The 16,072-nt window shown below is 65.3% G+C and carries 18 protein-coding genes and 1 tRNA gene; 5 read left to right on the top strand and 14 right to left on the bottom strand.

The features are described 5' to 3' along the window. Positions 1-32 precede the first annotated feature (32 nt). The 4 genes from ACIBCN_RS00910 to ACIBCN_RS00895 form a co-directional block, all read right to left on the bottom strand. On the bottom strand, positions 33-332 hold the full coding sequence (locus ACIBCN_RS00910) for a hypothetical protein (protein WP_396989382.1): 300 nt from the start codon (positions 330-332) through the stop codon (positions 33-35). Positions 333-591: 259 nt separating this feature from the next. Next, on the bottom strand, positions 592-1,041 hold the full coding sequence (locus ACIBCN_RS00905; protein ID WP_396989381.1) for a winged helix-turn-helix domain-containing protein: 450 nt from the start codon (positions 1,039-1,041) through the stop codon (positions 592-594). Positions 1,042-1,157: 116 nt separating this feature from the next. After that, positions 1,158-2,180 carry an HD domain-containing protein gene (locus ACIBCN_RS00900; RefSeq protein WP_396989380.1) on the bottom strand — a complete coding sequence of 341 codons (1,023 nt, stop codon included), beginning with the start codon at positions 2,178-2,180 and terminating at the stop codon, positions 1,158-1,160. 162 nt (positions 2,181-2,342) lie between these two features. Continuing rightward, a complete protein-coding gene (locus ACIBCN_RS00895; protein WP_396989379.1) occupies positions 2,343-3,557 on the bottom strand; it encodes an MFS transporter in 1,215 nt (404 codons plus the stop codon). A gap of 209 nt (positions 3,558-3,766) precedes the next feature. On the opposite strand from ACIBCN_RS00895, the gene ACIBCN_RS00890 reads away from it, so the two are divergent. Then, a complete protein-coding gene (locus tag ACIBCN_RS00890) occupies positions 3,767-4,288 on the top strand; it encodes a MarR family winged helix-turn-helix transcriptional regulator (RefSeq protein ID WP_396989378.1) in 522 nt (173 codons plus the stop codon). A gap of 11 nt (positions 4,289-4,299) precedes the next feature. Here ACIBCN_RS00890 and ACIBCN_RS00885 read toward each other — a convergent pair whose 3' ends face one another. From ACIBCN_RS00885 to ACIBCN_RS00875, 3 genes are all read right to left on the bottom strand, one after another. Further along, the gene (locus ACIBCN_RS00885) at positions 4,300-4,866 is read right to left on the bottom strand and encodes a tetratricopeptide repeat protein (RefSeq protein ID WP_396989377.1); all 567 of its coding nucleotides are present in this window, start codon (positions 4,864-4,866) and stop codon (positions 4,300-4,302) included. A gap of 24 nt (positions 4,867-4,890) precedes the next feature. Continuing rightward, positions 4,891-5,088: a hypothetical protein gene (locus ACIBCN_RS00880; RefSeq protein WP_396989376.1), complete on the bottom strand. Its 198-nt coding sequence runs from the start codon at positions 5,086-5,088 to the stop codon at positions 4,891-4,893. 530 nt (positions 5,089-5,618) lie between these two features. Then, on the bottom strand, positions 5,619-6,077 hold the full coding sequence (locus ACIBCN_RS00875) for a hypothetical protein (protein WP_396989375.1): 459 nt from the start codon (positions 6,075-6,077) through the stop codon (positions 5,619-5,621). A gap of 346 nt (positions 6,078-6,423) precedes the next feature. On the opposite strand from ACIBCN_RS00875, the gene ACIBCN_RS00870 reads away from it, so the two are divergent. Continuing rightward, on the top strand, positions 6,424-7,398 hold the full coding sequence (locus ACIBCN_RS00870) for a hypothetical protein (protein WP_396989374.1): 975 nt from the start codon (positions 6,424-6,426) through the stop codon (positions 7,396-7,398). 3 nt (positions 7,399-7,401) lie between these two features. Here the strand turns inward: ACIBCN_RS00870 and ACIBCN_RS00865 are convergent, their stop codons facing one another. From ACIBCN_RS00865 to ACIBCN_RS00855, 3 genes are all read right to left on the bottom strand, one after another. Next, positions 7,402-8,112 carry a class I SAM-dependent methyltransferase gene (locus ACIBCN_RS00865; protein WP_396989373.1) on the bottom strand — a complete coding sequence of 237 codons (711 nt, stop codon included), beginning with the start codon at positions 8,110-8,112 and terminating at the stop codon, positions 7,402-7,404. A gap of 531 nt (positions 8,113-8,643) precedes the next feature. Beyond that, positions 8,644-8,716: transfer RNA gene (locus ACIBCN_RS00860), tRNA-Asn, on the bottom strand. A gap of 42 nt (positions 8,717-8,758) precedes the next feature. Continuing rightward, positions 8,759-9,682, bottom strand: coding sequence for an endonuclease/exonuclease/phosphatase family protein (locus ACIBCN_RS00855; protein WP_396989372.1), 924 nt, complete (start codon positions 9,680-9,682; stop codon positions 8,759-8,761). Between the two features lie 178 nt (positions 9,683-9,860). Between ACIBCN_RS00855 and ACIBCN_RS00850 the strand changes: the two genes are divergently transcribed. The 3 genes from ACIBCN_RS00850 (at position 9,861) to ACIBCN_RS00840 (ending at position 11,080) form a co-directional block, all read left to right on the top strand. Then, positions 9,861-10,001 (top strand): hypothetical protein, encoded by a 141-nt coding sequence (locus ACIBCN_RS00850; protein WP_191094305.1) that lies wholly within the window; start codon positions 9,861-9,863, stop codon positions 9,999-10,001. 226 nt (positions 10,002-10,227) lie between these two features. Then, entirely contained in the window at positions 10,228-10,473 is a 246-nt protein-coding gene (locus tag ACIBCN_RS00845; RefSeq protein WP_396989371.1) for a hypothetical protein, read from the top strand. Positions 10,474-10,537: 64 nt separating this feature from the next. After that, the gene (locus ACIBCN_RS00840; RefSeq protein WP_396989370.1) at positions 10,538-11,080 is read left to right on the top strand and encodes an Imm21 family immunity protein; all 543 of its coding nucleotides are present in this window, start codon (positions 10,538-10,540) and stop codon (positions 11,078-11,080) included. On the opposite strand, the gene dnaG is transcribed toward ACIBCN_RS00840, so the two are convergent. From dnaG to ACIBCN_RS00820, 4 genes are all read right to left on the bottom strand, one after another. Then, on the bottom strand, positions 11,077-13,002 hold the full coding sequence (gene dnaG, locus ACIBCN_RS00835) for a DNA primase (protein ID WP_396989369.1): 1,926 nt from the start codon (positions 13,000-13,002) through the stop codon (positions 11,077-11,079). The two genes, ACIBCN_RS00840 and dnaG, sit on opposite strands and share 4 nt — an antisense overlap. Positions 13,003-13,239: 237 nt before the next feature. Continuing rightward, on the bottom strand, positions 13,240-14,499 hold the full coding sequence (locus tag ACIBCN_RS00830) for a deoxyguanosinetriphosphate triphosphohydrolase (protein WP_396989368.1): 1,260 nt from the start codon (positions 14,497-14,499) through the stop codon (positions 13,240-13,242). Next, on the bottom strand, positions 14,499-15,179 hold the full coding sequence (locus ACIBCN_RS00825; RefSeq protein ID WP_396989367.1) for a YdcF family protein: 681 nt from the start codon (positions 15,177-15,179) through the stop codon (positions 14,499-14,501). Before ACIBCN_RS00825 ends, ACIBCN_RS00830 begins: the two co-directional genes overlap by 1 nt. 92 nt (positions 15,180-15,271) lie before the next feature. Further along, the gene (locus ACIBCN_RS00820) at positions 15,272-15,949 is read right to left on the bottom strand and encodes an MBL fold metallo-hydrolase (RefSeq protein ID WP_396989366.1); all 678 of its coding nucleotides are present in this window, start codon (positions 15,947-15,949) and stop codon (positions 15,272-15,274) included. Between the last annotated feature and the right edge of the window lie 123 nt (positions 15,950-16,072).

Below are 16,072 nucleotides of genomic sequence, written 5' to 3'. Positions count from 1 at the left end.
AGAGCTCTCCGAACGACGACGATTCGTGTGGGTCAGACCGGTCCGCGTTCGCCGGTCGCGCAGACGGCTCGGGACCACCCACCGTTGGCTCCTACGGTGGTCCCGATCCGGGTGTGCATTACGCCGCCGATATCGCGGCAGCGGATGTACGCGTGCTGCCCCACGCCGGCCCCGGGCTCACACGTGATCGTGAGCTGATTCGGCACCGCGTAGTCGGAGGTGCAGCCGGCGGGAGGTGGGTCGGCCGAGGCCGAGCCTGCGACGAACCCCGAACACACGAGGGTCGATACATAGACGACAGCTAATGCTGCGCAGGTGGTGTTTCTGTTCATGCATTCAGGCTTGAGACACGACATGGGCGCGTCAACAAAAATGTTCGAGGATCTGCATATCCTCGCAGGTAGAAGCCCTACGACTACTAATCCTCCGCGGATTATCCTTACGGGATGCTGACGTGGACAACCATTGACATCTCGTTTTAGTGGCACAGCTCACTGCCGCCCGAGTGCAATTCAGCTACTTCATAGCTAACAACATTTGCGCCGTTGCATCCAGCTCTCAACCGCTACCAAGCGGTGCGGAAACCGGCGGCTAGCCGATGCGCCCGTTGCTCAACCCGAGTCGCTCGCCGATGTCGGCGATGCTCATGCCGTGGTCGTGGGCGTCCTCGATCGCGGTCTGGCGGATGCCGGACAGTTCGGCGATGCGGAGTTGGTAATGGGTGATGAGGTTGGCGGCGAGTTGCGCGCGGCGGATCGGATGCGCCACCGAGCGAATTTCATCGACATCGTCATCGAGCTGGAGGGGGTCGGGCTGACTTACCGGCGTTTGCGCGACGACGAAGGTGCCGCGCCGCGGCACGGTTCGCACGAGTTGCTGGTTGCACAGCACTTGGATTGCCTGCCGGATCACCGAACGCGATACGCCGTGCCGCTCGGCCAGCTCAGCGTGGCTGGGTAGCTGAGCATCGCCGGGAAGGGTGCCGTTGCGAATCCGCCGTGCGTAGTCGTCCGCGATGGTGAGGTAAGCCGCGTCGGCCATCGCGTCGATCCCTTCATCTTCGGTAACTGCGTTCGAGCGTACGGCGGCGAATGCGATCACGTCGGGGTCGACGATGGGAGCTGTTGCGTTTCAACGATTCTTAAAGGTCTGGGTAGCTACGCTTGCCCGCCCGGAGGGATGACCACACAGCGCCACGGCAGTTCAGGAAGTTCCGCCAGCTGCTCCGCCCGGAACCCGACCGGGATCCCCGCCACACAGGCGGTATCCAGGTAGAGACGGTCGAGCTGGTAACTCCAGCCGAGCGACGCGTCCGGGTGACCATCGGCGAGCAGCTGCCAGCTCAATGGGTCGCGGCGAAGGCGGCGAGTCGGTTCGGCCGTTCGCGGATCGGTGAGCAGCACTGTCCACAATTCGTCATCGGTCATCGACGCGATGGCGGCCGCTCGTTCAGGGCCGTCGTCGAGCAGGACACCGACCAGCCCGCGCAGCGCGCCGTTCGCTAGCGCGTTCTCCCAGCTGCACAGATACAACGCTTCGCCGAGCGCCAATTCCGCCAGATAGTCGGCGGTAGCCCGATCGGTGTGCACCGCCCCATCGACAAGTCGCAACTTCGCCAAAGTCTCCGGTGGCGGTTCGGACAATCGAGCGTGCGCGCGACCACTGCGGACGAACGACTCGAGGTGATCGAGTTTGAGTCCGCCCGGCAGTCCCCGTAGGACCGATACGGTGTTCGACTCTTCCATCCGCAGCACGGCATCCACCGCTATGCCGTGTTCAGCCAGCAGCGGTGCCAACCCCCGGATGTACTGCCGACCCAGCTCGTGGTGCCGCAGCCCGGCCACGCCTTCGAAAGTGTGGCTGAACGGCAGATGTCCGATGTCGTGCAGCAGCGCCGCGACCCGGGCAACCTCGTCGTCCGGTGCGAAATGCGCCACCAGACTGAGTAACCCGAGACTGTGCTCGAGTCGGCTGTAGGTCTGATGCGTCGTCACGGCGGCCGCACCGGCGTGGGTGATGAACTGCAGCCGCCGCAGCTCCCAGGTGCGCAACAACTGTCGTTCCACCGGCGTCAGCCGAAAAGCCACCGCCCACATCGGATCTCGATACCAACCGTCGCGCCCGAGGATCCCGGACACCGAGCGGGTGTCGCCGTTCAAGCCGATTCCGTTGCTACGCAAGTCTCTAACCCCCGGGGTCCGCGAACATAGGCACCGTTCGACACTCTGCCAGACACCGCAGCAGTTAGCGCACGACGCGGTATGGGCATCGAGTCCGCGCCTCACGATCCGGGTACGGCCCCCGACGGAACCGTCGAGGGCCGTCAGCAAGATCGGCCCGGCTTACCCAGTGGCGACCAACACCTCATCCGGCGCCGGGCGGGAGCTCTTTCGGCGAGTGCTGAGCGTGAGGAGCAGCGAAGCCGCGGTCAGTGCCACCCCGTACCAGAAGACACTTCGGACCCCCAGATGATCCGCGAACAGACCACCGAACAGTGCGCCGAGCGCAATGGATGTGTTGTAGCCCAACGTATTCAGTGACATGGCGGCCTCAAAAGTGTCCGGCGCGGCGGCGAGCGTCATGTTGATCTGGCACAGGTTCATGGCGCCGAAGGACACTCCCCACAGAGCCAACGAGACGATCAGTCCGACCGGCCCATGACCGATGGTGAGCAGCAACAGCAGCGATGCCACGAGTCCCGCGCAGGCGATGATGAAGCTGGCCCTGAGATTCTTGGTCACGGTATATCCGGCGATAAAATTCCCGGCCACCCCGCCTGCGCCATAAACTATCAACAATCCGGTGATATACGCTGGCGTGACAGAGGAATTGCCTTCCAAGAATGGGCGAATGAAGGTGTATGCCCCGAAATGACCGAGCACATACAATATGACGGCAAACATCACCACACGCAGCTGCACATTCCTGAATGGCAGTCCGAATACTTCCCTGACCGAGACCGCGTTGTCCGATGGTAGCGACGGAACGATCGCAGCGACCGCGAGGAAGACCAGCGTGCTGAGGCCACTCCAGATGAGAAACGTGGTTCGCCAGCTGGTGAGACTTTCCAGGAATGTGCCCAGCGGCATGCCGACCACCGTGGCGATCGAGATACCGGACAACGCGATCGCGGCCGCCCTGCTCGCGTGCCGTTCCGGAACAAGACGCATCGCCATGCCGACGCCGATGGCCCAGAACACGCCATTGGCGAATCCCATGACCAGCCGCGCCGTCAGGACCAGCGGATAATTCGGCGAAATGGCGGTGATCAGGTTGCCGAGCGCCAATATCGCCAGTAGTGCGGACAGCAGCATGCGTCGGTTGACGCGCCTGGTCCATGCCACGATAAACGGCACGCCGAGGCCGGCTGAGATGCCGTACAACGTAACCATCAACCCGGCGACGCCCACCGATATGCCGAGGCTGGTGCTTACCGGAGTAAGCAGGCCGACGGGCATCAGTTCAGTCGTGACGAAGACGAATAGGCTGGCAGTGATTGCGGAAACGCCCAGCCATGATCGCAGGGCCGAATGCGGATGTTCATCTTGTGTAGCCAACTGCTTCTTTCTGATTGTTCAGGTCAGCGCGATGCTCTCGAGGTCGACCGATCGAAATTGCACCAATTGTTGGGGCAGCGACCGGCCACACGGAAACAATTCAGCCGTCACCGAATAGACGACTCCCCGGCCCCCCTCGGTAGGAGGTCACATCAGAGGTTAGTTTCCATGGAAGATAGATTACTTTCCACGGAAGGTATAGTCAAGGCATGGCCGTAGATCGCACCCCACCAGAACCCGACGACGTCGATCAGATCGTCGGCCAGTGGCGCACCGAACGCCCCGACCTCGACCCGAGCCCCATGCAGGTGATCGGCCGAATCACCCGCTTGCACTGGGCGTTCGATGAGCAGCTCAACCGAGTCTTCGGCGACTACGACCTGGGGCGAGGTGAATTCGACGTACTCGCCACGCTGCGCCGCTCCGGCCCCCCGTTCGAGCTGACCGCCGGCGAACTGCGCGATTCGACGATGGTGACCTCCGGCGCGGTCACCAAGCGTGTCGACCGCCTGGAACACACCGGCCTGGTCAACCGGCGTGCGGCCGCGGACGACGCCCGTGGCCGCCTGATCCAGCTGACCGACCGAGGCCGCGACGTCATCGACAAGGCAGTCGAACAGCACCTGCTCAACGAAGCACGGCTACTCGCCGGCCTCACCGCTGATGAGCAGCAAGCCCTAACCCACCTGCTGCGCAAGCTAACTCAGACGTTGCCGCCGTACGGCGGCTGAGCCTGCTGCCCCTACTGGTGACAATCTTCGGTTCGCCCGTGCCAGTAATCGGTCTCGTCGACCGTGCCGCGTTCGGCAAGCAATGTGCGAAGGCCGTTCATCGCGCGAGGGTGGTTTCCGCAGGCGGCCCAGCGGAACCAGCATTCGGCATCGTCCATCTCACCGCGGTCGGCGTGTATGACGGCCAAGTTCGTCATTGCGTCGAGGTGGCCGGCGTACGCCATCTGGCGGTACCAGAATTCGGCGTCGTTATTCTGTAACCGCCCGGCGCGCATGATGTCCAGGTTCATCATCGCGTGTGGACAGCCTGCGGCGCCGGCTTGCCGGAACCAATATTCGGCACTGCGCTTCGCACCGCGCTCGGCGAGAAAGAGGCCGAGGATATTCATCGCCCACGGGTCGTCGGCGTTCGCGGCGCGGCGGAACCAGTTCTCCGCCTCCGGCATCTCACCGCGCTCGGCGTGCAGGATCCCGAGGGTGCACATGGCGCGTGGCTGCTCGGCGGCGGCCTGACGATGCCAGTATTCGGCCTCAGGTGTCTCACGACGCAATGCGAGCAGGATTCCGAGATCGGTCATCGTCGTGGTCTCCGCAGGTCCGTATCAGGGCTTCTGTTGTGCAACGTTGATTGTGTTCAGTTCGCGCTCCATTGCCCGCGCCGCGGAACGGCAGCCACTGGCACGGAGCGCCGCGATGCGCGCCATCACGGCCTCGGGGCCATAGGCGGCGATGATGTCGAGCAGACTGATTCGATCGCCTAGCCTCGAGTTCATAGTTGTCGGAAATGCACTGATATTCATACTTTCCCCCAAACGGAAATGACAGCTGATGCGAGAGGCTCCCCAAAGGCCTCGCGCGAAACATTGTCGAATTGCCTTCGCGCACTTCGGAAACAGCGCCCGGCTACGCGCCGATCTCACCCCTCTATCATTGGGATCGGTGCCCGGGAGTATCGCTGTGCAAACCTGCCCGCGTCGCGGTGTGCGAAGGCCGCGTTCCTGCGGTGGCGATCGCTGCGAGCCGAATCGTTGTCGTGTCCGGCGCCGGACGTCGGCTGGTAGTCGACCAGATCGCCGCGATCCGTGGCTCGATCCCCTCCGTCGAGCCCGATCCCGTACGTCCCGCAATGTCCCACCGGTCAGGCAAGCCTCGAGTCCGCCGGCCCCGCTGATGGACACAGCCCTGACACGCGCCACGCACAGATCGCGGTGGGGCTGTTCAGGCGGCATGCGGGCTCCCGTTTCTAGCGTTGGTAAGTACTATCTCGCCGGGTCGAGCGTCCGCCGGTGGCCAGCAGCAGGCCGAGGACGGAGAATTCACCTTCGCGTAACTAATACGGTGGTGGTTTGGTACTCAATTCCGTCACAGCGGTAGGTGATAGTTGGGTTCGCTGCTGCCCCACGGTGAGCGAGAGCGCCGTGGCAAGTACTTGTGCGAGGCCTAGCGCACCGGCGGCGTCGAGTTCGCCATCGCTGCCGAGTCCGGTATCGACGACGTAACTCATCGGGTTGTGCTCGATACCAGCGCGACTGACGCACTCGGTGGCGAGCACCATGAAGCTGCCATGATCAGTGCCAGGAATGGGGAAGGTGTGCCGGTGGACCCGCATCAGGTCGTCGCCGAGGGCAGCATCGTCTTCCCAGTCATGACCGTCCGGGCGCTCGCACCAGTACGGGCAGCGTCGCAGCGGCGCCGTCATCGACGGCTGCTGGTTCGGTGTGCGATCGGCACAACTCATCTCGGTCAGGACGTGGATGCCGCCGGGATCGTTCAGCGATGCGGTGCTCATGGAGTCACTCCATACTCCTGATAGGGCGACCCCCGGCGCGGAGAAACACACTCTGAGCAGGCGTTCGGTGGCTCCCTGACAGGCCGCAACGCACTAATGTCTCCCCAGACAGTGCGGCGTTTCCTAGTCGATATGGCACTCCCATTGCTATGAGCCCTCCCCGTCAGACGCAACCGAAAGCTATCCCCAATCTGCGGGGATCTCTGCTTCCGGGCGTGGGAGTCGCTCACCAGCCGGTGCGCCCAATACTTTAGCAGCACCGGCCACCGACTGCGACAGTCCAAAGCTGACGTCGCTGACCACAACCTATTCTTAGTTCGGCTCGAAATGACTACGCTGCGTCGGTATGCAGCTGCCCAGACGTTGGTTCGGCGTCGATGTGATCGCCACCCTCCTGCACGAGCAGATCGTCATCCATTCGTCGGACGGACATCGAGTAGCGCGTCCTTTACGCCGTGTCGCATCGCAGCTGGGATTCGACCGTCAGGGTGAAGCACTGTTCACCGGCGTCGTCACCGACATCCTGGCTGGGCCGCAGGTGGACCACGTGCGAGCGGACGGGGGTATCGAGTGCCATACGCATTGGATCGAGGCTCCCGACGGCCAGGCGGTCGGGCTGGTCGTGTGGATAGCGGCACCACCCACGACCACTCGTCCTGACTACAACTCGTGGATTCTCGATTTGCAGAAGGTGGCCACCCGCAGCGGTGGTGACAACCTCAGCATTATCGGCGACGGCCGCCAGGCCGGGGAGGAACGTGCGATCCGGCACCTGCTGCGGAATATGATCCCCGATGACGCCGGCGAGTTCTTGGCGTTGTATTACGGCGCCCAGGACGGTAAAGAGGGCAGGCTCACCGAGGCCACCTGGTCCGTACGTCGCCCCGACGACCCCACCCAGTGGGTGCATTTCTGGTCGACCACAACGGCTTTGGGCGCGCCCGACGACAGCAACCGCACCGTGTACGGGCTTACCGCACAACTGCGTCATCGCGAGATGGACACGCGCATGGGCACTCTCGTTCAATACACGCACTCCACCCTGCTGATGGTGGACGCCAGGACCGGGTTCACCGTGACCACCACCGGCGAACTGGCGCCGGCTTTCGACAGCGATGAACAGCTGCTCGGCAAAGTGCTCAATCAGGTCGACCTGCACCGGATCCCCCCGGCGGCGTCGCATGAAACCGTTGTGGAACAGACGATTTCGATCGAGGGGGACCAGTACAACGTCGCTTTGTTCGCGGTGCCGAACGCTCGGCAAACCACCGCGGCTCCGGTGGCGATTCTTCTCGTGCCCGCGAACCGCAGAGCCGACTAACGATCAGGGCTGTGGATCCGTGGCGATGGCTGCGTCCGGTTGCATTGCGCGGCGCGGCTGGCGGGCGGTCCACAGCGCCGTCGAGCCGATGGTATTCACCTCGACGGCGGCAAACGCACGCTCCAACGCGTCGACCAGGCCGGTGAGATCATCATCCTGGTTATGGAAAACGCCGCGCCGCTGGAATGCCCTGCCCGTGGCACGGCTGAGCGCGGTGTCCGGAACGCCGTACGACAGGACTGTCGCGCCGAAGAACACCCCGTCGTCGGTGGTCGCGTCGGCGACGTGCCGGAACGCGACGCCTTTGCTGTCCCAGGTGCCCGGCACGCAGTGCATGAGCAAGCTCGCCGCGACCGAGGCGTACTGGCGATCGACCGGCAACGGCTGCAGCACACTGCCGACGTGGCTGACGGGTTCGATGTCGCGCTGACGGAGCCGACGGGTGGTCATTTCCATCGAACGTTCGGTCAGGTCGACCAGGGTGACCTTCGGGGCCGCAACGGGATACGTGGCATGGCTCAGCAGCCAACCGCTGCCGGGGCCGACGTCCAAGTGGTCGCCGGCAATGTTGCCGTCGTACAGCCGCCGTAGATGCTTTGTGGGACAACGCCACACGAACCGGTTATTGAAGCCCAGCACCCAAAGATCGTATGCGCGTAGCAGAATCGTCGAGTACGGGCGCGCGCCGTCCAACTCCGCCTGACTGACATCCATAACCGGACTCCCGTTCGAATCGAGGGCACTCGAGCAGCCACCCCCCGACAACATCTCTGCTTCAGGCCCAGGAGTCTCTCACTGACCGCAGCACGGCGATCATAACGAAGGTTTGCCCTGTGTGGCAACGGATCTGCAAACAGCCCGACGCCGAGCGGTCACCGACCAGCAGGTCCGCCAATACGCCCATTCCGGACACCTGGTGATCACGTCGACGCGACCCACTCGCGGCCACGATCGAACACCCGATCCGGCTTCATCAGAGGTTCTATCGTTAGAACCATACTTCTAAGAACTACAGTTCTATACGCCCCGGCACCCCGATCTCGCGGTCCCGGCCATGTCTTCTTCTCGGTGTTCTCGCAGTCGTCGCGACAGTCAGTGTCACGGCCAACGCAACGCACGCGACGCTAGATACCCCGACCCAGCCGACGATTGCCGCAACTCCGGCACTCGCCCGCAGAAAGCGTGTCGTTCTACCCCCGAAAGCAAAAAACCAGGGTCGAACGTTGCCGTTCGCCCTGGTCACTGCTCCCCCATCTGGACTCGAACCAGAAACCTGCCGATTAACAGTCGGCTGCTCTGCCAATTGAGCTATAGGGGACTATCCTCGGCTCGTCTGTGCTAGGCGGGCCGAGGAGAAACTCTAGCGTATGGGCGGGCGCTGCCCAAATCGCGTCGCTACCTGCTGACATGCGAGGGTGGCGGTGGGGGCTCGGTGGTCGCTGCCGGGGGTTCGGCGGACGGTTGCGTCAAGGGGGGTGAAGCCTCGGGTGAGGATGTGGTCGGGGCGGGTCAGGGGGAAGTCGGCGGGCCAGGTGAAGCCGAGGCCGGTGCGGACGTCCTGGAGGGTGTGGGTGAGGGCGGCTAGTTCGGGGTCGGTGGAGGCGGTGTTGAGGTCGCCGAGGATTAGTAGGCGGTCGGATCGGTCGCGGTTTATCAGGTCGGTGAGGGTGCGCAGGGTGCTGTTGCGGGATTCGGTTTCGCCGAATCGAACGGAGCCCAGGTGGACGGCGTAGGCGGTGACGTCGCCGGTGGGAGTGTCGATTCGGGCGCGTAGGGCGCGGGCCCAGCCTTGGCCTAGGTCGAGGCGTTCGACGTCGTCGAGGGGATAGCGGCTCCAGAGGCCGACGGTGCCGACTGTGGCGACGTGGGGGTGGTCTGGATTCAAGGCGGCCGCGACGGATGGGCGGTTGCGGTCGGTGAGTTCCTGGACCGAAATTATTGCGGCGTCGGTCAATTCGGCGGCGGTGCCGTGTGCGCCGAGATTCTGGGTGGCGACACGCAACGCGTCGGTGGAAGACCCGCCGTGGGGGCGTTCGATGAGCTGCGGCACGAATAGCACCGACCATGCCAGGATCGGCGCCACGACGGCGGCGAGGCCGATCCGGGAGCCGGTGCCGAGTGCTACGGCGGCGAGCAGCAGCGCGGGAACGAGCAGCCACGGCAGAAAACTGCCGACGAGCTGGCGAATCCCGCCGAATTCTGGCAGCAGTCGAGGGGCCAGCAGCAGCCCGCCCAGGAGTACGGCGGCCGCCGCGAATGTGATGTCTCGAGTTCCGTGCTGCATGCCGCCCACTGTCGACGCGGCAGATGAGAGGTTCATGAAACCGGGCGTGTTCGACCGTTCTCACATGGAAGTAACGGTACGGCCACCATCGGGGGCGAGTATGAACACATAGTGCTGAGCAGGTGGCGAAGTGGGCACTCCTCAGCAACCCGCTGAGCAAAGGAACGAGGAGGCCGACATGAGCGAATTCGCATGCGGCGATTGCTGGCGCAACGAGAATCTGACATTCGCACAACGATTGGATCCGGCGCTCATCCGCCGGAGCACGCGACAGCTGTGCGAGGAGCATCGGGCCAAGCGAGAAGAACTCGCCGCCTGAGCAACGTCCGGTCTCGACCCCTGGTCGGGTCACTCGAAGTAGCCCGGCCAGGCCGACACCGTCCTTTCCGGCGGACCTATCCCTTCGCCGAGGTTCCACCACCAAACGTGGTCCTGGTCTTGCCTTTCCACTGCCCGGGAAGTGGTGAGCCTATCCGGATCGACACGGCCACCGCGCGTCGGGCAGGATAGAGCCGCGAACAGGCAACTGGGAGGAGCACATCGAGATGCTGCGGTTGATCATCGGCGTGGCGGCCGGGTATGTACTCGGCAGCAAGGCCGGGCGGGCTCGCTACGAGCAGATCAGCGCCGCGACCCGTGCGCTGTCGGAAAGCCCGGTGACCCGCAAGTTGGTGCTGGTCGGCAGGCAGCGGTTGTCGGACAAGCTCAGCACCAAGCCGCGGCTGGAACCGATGGAGCCGCTGGACGAACGCACCACCATCCTCGTGCCGCAGGATCAGCTGCGCCGCTGAGGACGTGCCCAACATAAGCGAAACCTCCACTGCACTCGACTCGCCTGAACGTTCCGTCCGCTGGGTGGCCTCATTGGGTGGAGCGCTCGTTGTCGTCCCGCTTTCCACGCTGGACTTGTGGACCGGCAGCACTCCGGAAGGGCGGATAGGCGGCACCGGTGAGACCGTCGACGATTACGACCGCGCCTGCGTAATACACGATTACGCCGCGCTGATCACGGTCGGTGAGAACGGCACACAAGCCCTCGTCCTCGGCGACGAGCCATCCACCACGTGCTACCTCCCCGAGCATCGCTGCTTCCTCCGCCTGTACTACGCCGACGATGACGACGAGCTCATTGCCGACGCCAAGGCGACGCTCGCGCACGAAGCCATCGAGTGGCAGGAATGTGGCATCTGGGAGATCGACGGACCGGCTGTATTGATGGACTCCGTCTATCCCGGCCTCGACCTGAACACGCCGAACCCGGACGGCATACTGCCGGACCAAGCGCCTATTCCACTCGGTCCCGGTCGCTGGAGAGTTCGCGCCGCGCGTATCGAACACGACCGCAACGGGATGGACCTGATTCAGCTACTCCCCACCACACCGAACGCGAGTTACTAAGCCCCGGTTGCGAAGTCGTTGTGGTTACCCATGGCCTGCGTCAGCAGGCTCTTGCGGTACTGCTCCAACGCCACCAGATCCCCGAACAGCGCCATGTAAGCGTCCGGCTGCTCAGTGGACGACACTCGCTGCAGCTTCGACTTCAGCTCGGCGATCTGCCGCCCCACCCAGGCCTCCTGGGTCCGCGCCAGCACACCGGCGACGAACCGGGGAATACCGGCCGCGTTTTTCACCGGCAACGGCTCGTTCGCCAACTCGGACAGCAACGCACGCATGGTCAGGTCGTCGGTGCGATCCGCCACCGCGTTGACCCACTCGGCTCCGCCGAGCCCGGTCCCGGTGCCGCCGACCTCGGAGATCAGCAGCCGAACCGCCGCATAGGCAGGATGGGTGAAGGCGTCGGCCTCCAGCGAATCGAACACCGACCCGGCCATCGCCGGATATTGCAGCGCGGCCGCGAGCACCTGCCGCTGCGGCATCAGCGTCGGATCGTTCGGACTCGGCCGCGCCGCGGGATGTTCGGCGACCACCTCGGTCTGCCGGGCGGCCGGCACCTGCCGTCCACCCGCGCTACCGCCGCCCATTCGGTTGCGCTTGGCCTCGTCGCCGACCCGGCGGACGACGGTCTGAATGTCGTCCCAGCCGACCCACCCGGCCAGCTTCGTCGCGTACGCCTTGCGCAACGCGTTGTCCTTGATCTGCGCGACCACCGGAATCGCCCGGCGCAGCGACTCGACCTGGCCCTCGGCGGTGTCCAGGTTGTGGTCGGCGAGCAGGCCGCGGATCACGAACTCGTACAGCGGGGTTCGCCGGGCCACCAGGTCGCGAACGGCGCCGTCGCCGGAGTGCTGGCGTAGCTCGCAGGGGTCCTGCCCGTCGGGCGCCACCGCGATGTAGGTCTGTCCGGCCAGCTTCTGGTCGCCCGCAAAGGCTTTCAGCGCCGCCGCCTGGCCCGCCGCGTCACCGTCGAAGGTGTAGATGATCTCGCCGCGCCAGAAGTTGTCGTCCAGCAGCAGCCTGCGCAGCAGCGCGAGGTGCTCGTCGCCGAAGGCGGTGCCGCAGGAGGCGACGGCGGTCTTCACACCGGCCAGGTGCATGGCCATCACGTCGGTGTAGCCCTCGACGACGACGGCCTGATGCCCCTTGGCGATGTCCCGCTTGGCCAGGTCCAGGCCGAACAGCACCTGAGACTTCTTGTACAGGATCGTTTCCGGGGTATTGATGTACTTGCCCGGCATGGTGTCGTCGTCGAAGAGCTTGCGCGCGCCGAACCCGATGACGTCGCCACCGAGGTTGCGGATCGGCCAGAGCAGCCTGCGATGGAACCGATCGATCGGCCCACGCTGGCCCTGCCTGGACAGGCCTGCGCCCTCCAGCTCCTTGAACTCGAAGCCCTTGCGCAGTAGGTGTTTGGTCAGCGTGTCCCAGCCCGCGGGCGCGTAGCCACAGCCGAATTGCTCCGCGGCGGCGGCATCGAAATTGCGGTCGGTGAGGAACTTGCGCGCCGTCTCGGCGCCGGGCTCGCGCAGCTGAGCCATGTAGAACTCGTGCGCGGCGGCATTGGCGGCGACCAACCTCGAACGGGTGCCACGATCGCGCTGCACCGAGGTGCCGCCGCCCTCGTAGTTGATCTGATAGCCGAGCCGGTCGGCCATCTGCTCGACCGCCTCGACGAAGCCGACGTGGTCGATCTTCTGCAGGAACGCGAAGACGTCGCCGCCCTCGCCGCAGCCGAAGCAGTGGAAGAGGCCGTGATTCGGCCGCACGTGGAACGACGGTGACTTCTCGTCGTGGAACGGGCACAGCCCCTTCATGGAGTCGGCGCCCGCGCGCTTCAGCGCGACGTACTCCCCCACAATGTCTTCGATGCGGACGCGGTCACGTATCGCCGCGATATCGCGATCAGGGAGTCGTCCGGGCACGGCAGTGAGCGTACCCGTCGGGACCGACGTCTTTCACCTATGGCTGCTCGCTCGACATCTTCTCCGACGCCCGTCCCCGAAGAAGCTCGAGTCGGCGCGCGAGCCGGACCGCTGCGGCGCCTTCAGTTCCTGATACATCGTCGAGTCGAACCAGCCAGGTGCGGCGGCACATGACGGCTGCCGCCACGATGATCCGGATCACATCGAGCGGCGCGACGAAAATCAGCGACGCCGAACTCAGGCCCCGAACTCGGCCGCGACCCGCTCCAGTCGGCTCTCGGTATACGAGGCGATTTGGTCCACGATCACCCGCACCCGCGCGGTGTCATCGGCGGCGGCCTCCCACCACGGCAGCAACAGCGGATCGAGACTCCGTGGCGCGGCGGCGAGCAGCCCCTCGGCGACGGCGTGGACGCGGTCGCGCTGGGCGGCTTGGCGAAGTTTGTGATCGGGATCGGACATGACGTAACGAAGGGCAACGGTTTTGAGCACGGCCACCTCGGCGGCGACCACGTGCGGAACCTCGAGGTCCGCGCCGTAGCGGGAGAGGCGGTCGCTGCCCGCGGTCTCGCGAGTGGCGAGGATGGCCGCGGTGGCGAAGCGGCCGACAAGTTCGCTGGTAAGTCGTTTGAGCGCAACGGAACTGGCGAGGGTGCCGTCGTACACGGTGACCGCGGCGACCACGGGTAGCTCGGAAAGTCGTTGGGCGGCAGCGACCAATTCGTCCGCCGACAGGGAATAGTGTTTGTGCCTGCCGAGGCTGGCCAGCGCGTCCTGTTCGGCGGGGTCGGCCAGCGCGCGCAGGTCGATGCGGCCCGCGATCACGCCGTCCTCGACGTCGTGCACGGAGTACGCGACATCGTCGGACCAGTCCATGATCTGGCATTCCAGGCTGCGGCGACGCTCGGGAGCGCCCTTGCGAATCCAGTCGAGGCGCTCGGTATCGATGTCATAGGCGCCGAACTTGGTGCCGGGACCCGTTCTGCCCCAAGGGTATTTGAGCGCGGCGTCGAGGGAGGCGCGGGTCAGGTTGAGGCCTGCGCTGACACCGTCGGCGTCGAGCACCTTCGGTTCGAGGCGGGTGAGGATGCGCAGATTCTGCGCGTTGCCCTCGAAACCGCCGTGCGCGTCGGCGAAGACGTCGAGGGCTCGTTCGCCGTTGTGGCCGTACGGCGGGTGGCCGATGTCGTGGGCCAGCCCGGCCAGATCGACCAGGTCCGGGTCGCAGCCGAGGCCGTCGGCGATGCTGCGACCGATCTGGGCGACCTCGATCGAATGGGTGAGCCTGGTGCGCGGGGTGTCGCCGTCGCGCGGGCCCATCACCTGGGTCTTGTCGGCGAGGCGGCGCAGTGCGGCGGAGTGCAGCACCCTGGCGCGGTCGCGGGCGAATTCGGTGCGGTGACCGGACTCGAATTCGCTGCGCGGCGGCCCGAGCCCGGCGGTCTTGGCGCGCTCGACGACGAGCCGCTCATAATCGTGTTCGGTATAGCCGTCCACTACTGTCCCGCCGTGTATCGGAAGTCCGCCGCGAAATGGGTGAGCTGATACCAGAGCAAAGCGCCTGTCTCCCTGGCGATTCCGTGCGCCTGCGACTCGCGGGTATACACCGCGGGCCCGGTCCTGGTCGGCGCGGTCCACGCGTCGAGGCCCTCGTCGCGGGCCATGGTGCGGGTGCGCAGCGAATGCCACGGATCGCTCACCAGCACCGCGGAGCCCATGTCGCGGGCCTGCATGGCCGTCGCGACCGCCTCGATGCTGCGCAAGGTGTCCGACCCGGTCTCGACGGCCAGGATCTTGTCGCTCGGCACCCCACGCGACTGCAGATAGTTCTTGCCGGACGCCGCCTCGGTGTACAGGTCACCTTCCTGCTTCCCGCCGACCGTGATCACCCGCGGCGCCACCCCCAGCCGGAACAGCCGGTACGCCTGGTCGAGTCGCGCCTCGAACACCGAGGACGGGGTGCCGGAATATTGCGCGGCGCCGAGCACCACGATGGCATCGGCCGTCGTGTAATCGTCGATGCGCGCCACCTGCCACACCCGCAACGCCGTCCCGCCGACCAGCACCAACCCCATCAACACCGAGCCGACGATGAGTCGGCGAATCCACCGGAGCAGCCCCGCGCCGTAGCCTCGCGGCGGAACGGGACCGGGCGCCGCATCGGCTCGAGCGCGCATCGTTGGCGAATCCACTCCCCAAGTCTGCCAGTACAGGTGCTTCGCTCGGGTTGTTCGGGGATCTACCTGAGTCGGGTAGGTCCGGATCCCGGCTACCAGCCGCGTTCCCGCCACTCGGCCAGCTGCGGGCGTTCGGTGCCGAGGGTGGTGTCGTCGCCGTGGCCGGGATAGACGACGGTGTCGTCGGGGTAGCGGGCGAAGAGTTTGGTGGTGACGTCGTGGTAGAGGGAGTCGAAGTCCGCGGGGCTGGTGGTGCGGCCGAGGCCGCCGGGGAACAGCGAGTCGCCGGTGAACAGGTGGACGCGTTGGTCGCCGTCGGTGAGGGCCAGGGTGACCGAGCCCGGGGTGTGGCCGCGCAGGTGGATGACTTCGAAGGTCAGGTCGCCGATGGCGATGTGGTCGCCGTCGGCGAGCAGGCGGTCGGGGCGCACCGGGAGCGGGTCGGCGTCGAGTTCGTGTGCGGCGGTGGGCGCTCCGGTGGCGGCGGTCGTCTGCTTCAGCGCCTGCCAGTGGTCGGGATGCTGATGCGTCGTGACGATGACGCAGACCTGGCCCGGTGCCACGAAGTCGATGAGTTCCTCGACCCGTTCGGCCTCGTTCGCGGCGTCGATGAGCAGCGCCGCTCCGGTGGTCGTGCATTGCACGAGGTAACAGTTGTTGTTCATGCCGCCGACGGACATCTTGAGGATGCGGGCACCCGGAACGTCATGCTGCTGCGGATCGGAACCCGGCGAGACATGACCGGTATACGGGCGATCTATGTTGATCACACCGTCGATGCTATCGACCGGCGCGATCCCCTGCCATTCCGCGCGTTCTCCCACGCTCGGCCGATCTCAGCCGAAGCGCGTGGTGTCCGGCTCCGAACTTCTGGTCGCGGCGTTGACCAGCAG

The sequence above is a fragment of the Nocardia sp. NPDC051052 genome, assembly GCF_044456045.1.
Classification (GTDB): domain Bacteria; phylum Actinomycetota; class Actinomycetes; order Mycobacteriales; family Mycobacteriaceae; genus Nocardia.
The sequence above is the reverse complement of the archived record's forward strand: the minus strand, read 5'-3'. Positions and strand labels throughout refer to the sequence as shown.

Coding starts and splice junctions, on each gene's coding strand:
- ACIBCN_RS00875 (WP_396989375.1), bottom strand. CDS start 6,077: ATGAGCACCGCATCGCTGAACGATCCCGGCGGCATCCACGTCCTGACC.
- ACIBCN_RS00870 (WP_396989374.1), top strand. CDS start 6,424: ATGCAGCTGCCCAGACGTTGGTTCGGCGTCGATGTGATCGCCACCCTC.
- ACIBCN_RS00825 (WP_396989367.1), bottom strand. CDS start 15,179: ATGCGCGCTCGAGCCGATGCGGCGCCCGGTCCCGTTCCGCCGCGAGGC.
- ACIBCN_RS00910 (WP_396989382.1), bottom strand. CDS start 332: ATGAACAGAAACACCACCTGCGCAGCATTAGCTGTCGTCTATGTATCG.
- ACIBCN_RS00865 (WP_396989373.1), bottom strand. CDS start 8,112: ATGGATGTCAGTCAGGCGGAGTTGGACGGCGCGCGCCCGTACTCGACG.
- ACIBCN_RS00855 (WP_396989372.1), bottom strand. CDS start 9,682: ATGCAGCACGGAACTCGAGACATCACATTCGCGGCGGCCGCCGTACTC.
- ACIBCN_RS00850 (WP_191094305.1), top strand. CDS start 9,861: ATGAGCGAATTCGCATGCGGCGATTGCTGGCGCAACGAGAATCTGACA.
- ACIBCN_RS00880 (WP_396989376.1), bottom strand. CDS start 5,088: ATGAATATCAGTGCATTTCCGACAACTATGAACTCGAGGCTAGGCGAT.
- ACIBCN_RS00845 (WP_396989371.1), top strand. CDS start 10,228: ATGCTGCGGTTGATCATCGGCGTGGCGGCCGGGTATGTACTCGGCAGC.
- ACIBCN_RS00905 (WP_396989381.1), bottom strand. CDS start 1,041: ATGGCCGACGCGGCTTACCTCACCATCGCGGACGACTACGCACGGCGG.
- ACIBCN_RS00890 (WP_396989378.1), top strand. CDS start 3,767: ATGGCCGTAGATCGCACCCCACCAGAACCCGACGACGTCGATCAGATC.
- ACIBCN_RS00885 (WP_396989377.1), bottom strand. CDS start 4,866: ATGACCGATCTCGGAATCCTGCTCGCATTGCGTCGTGAGACACCTGAG.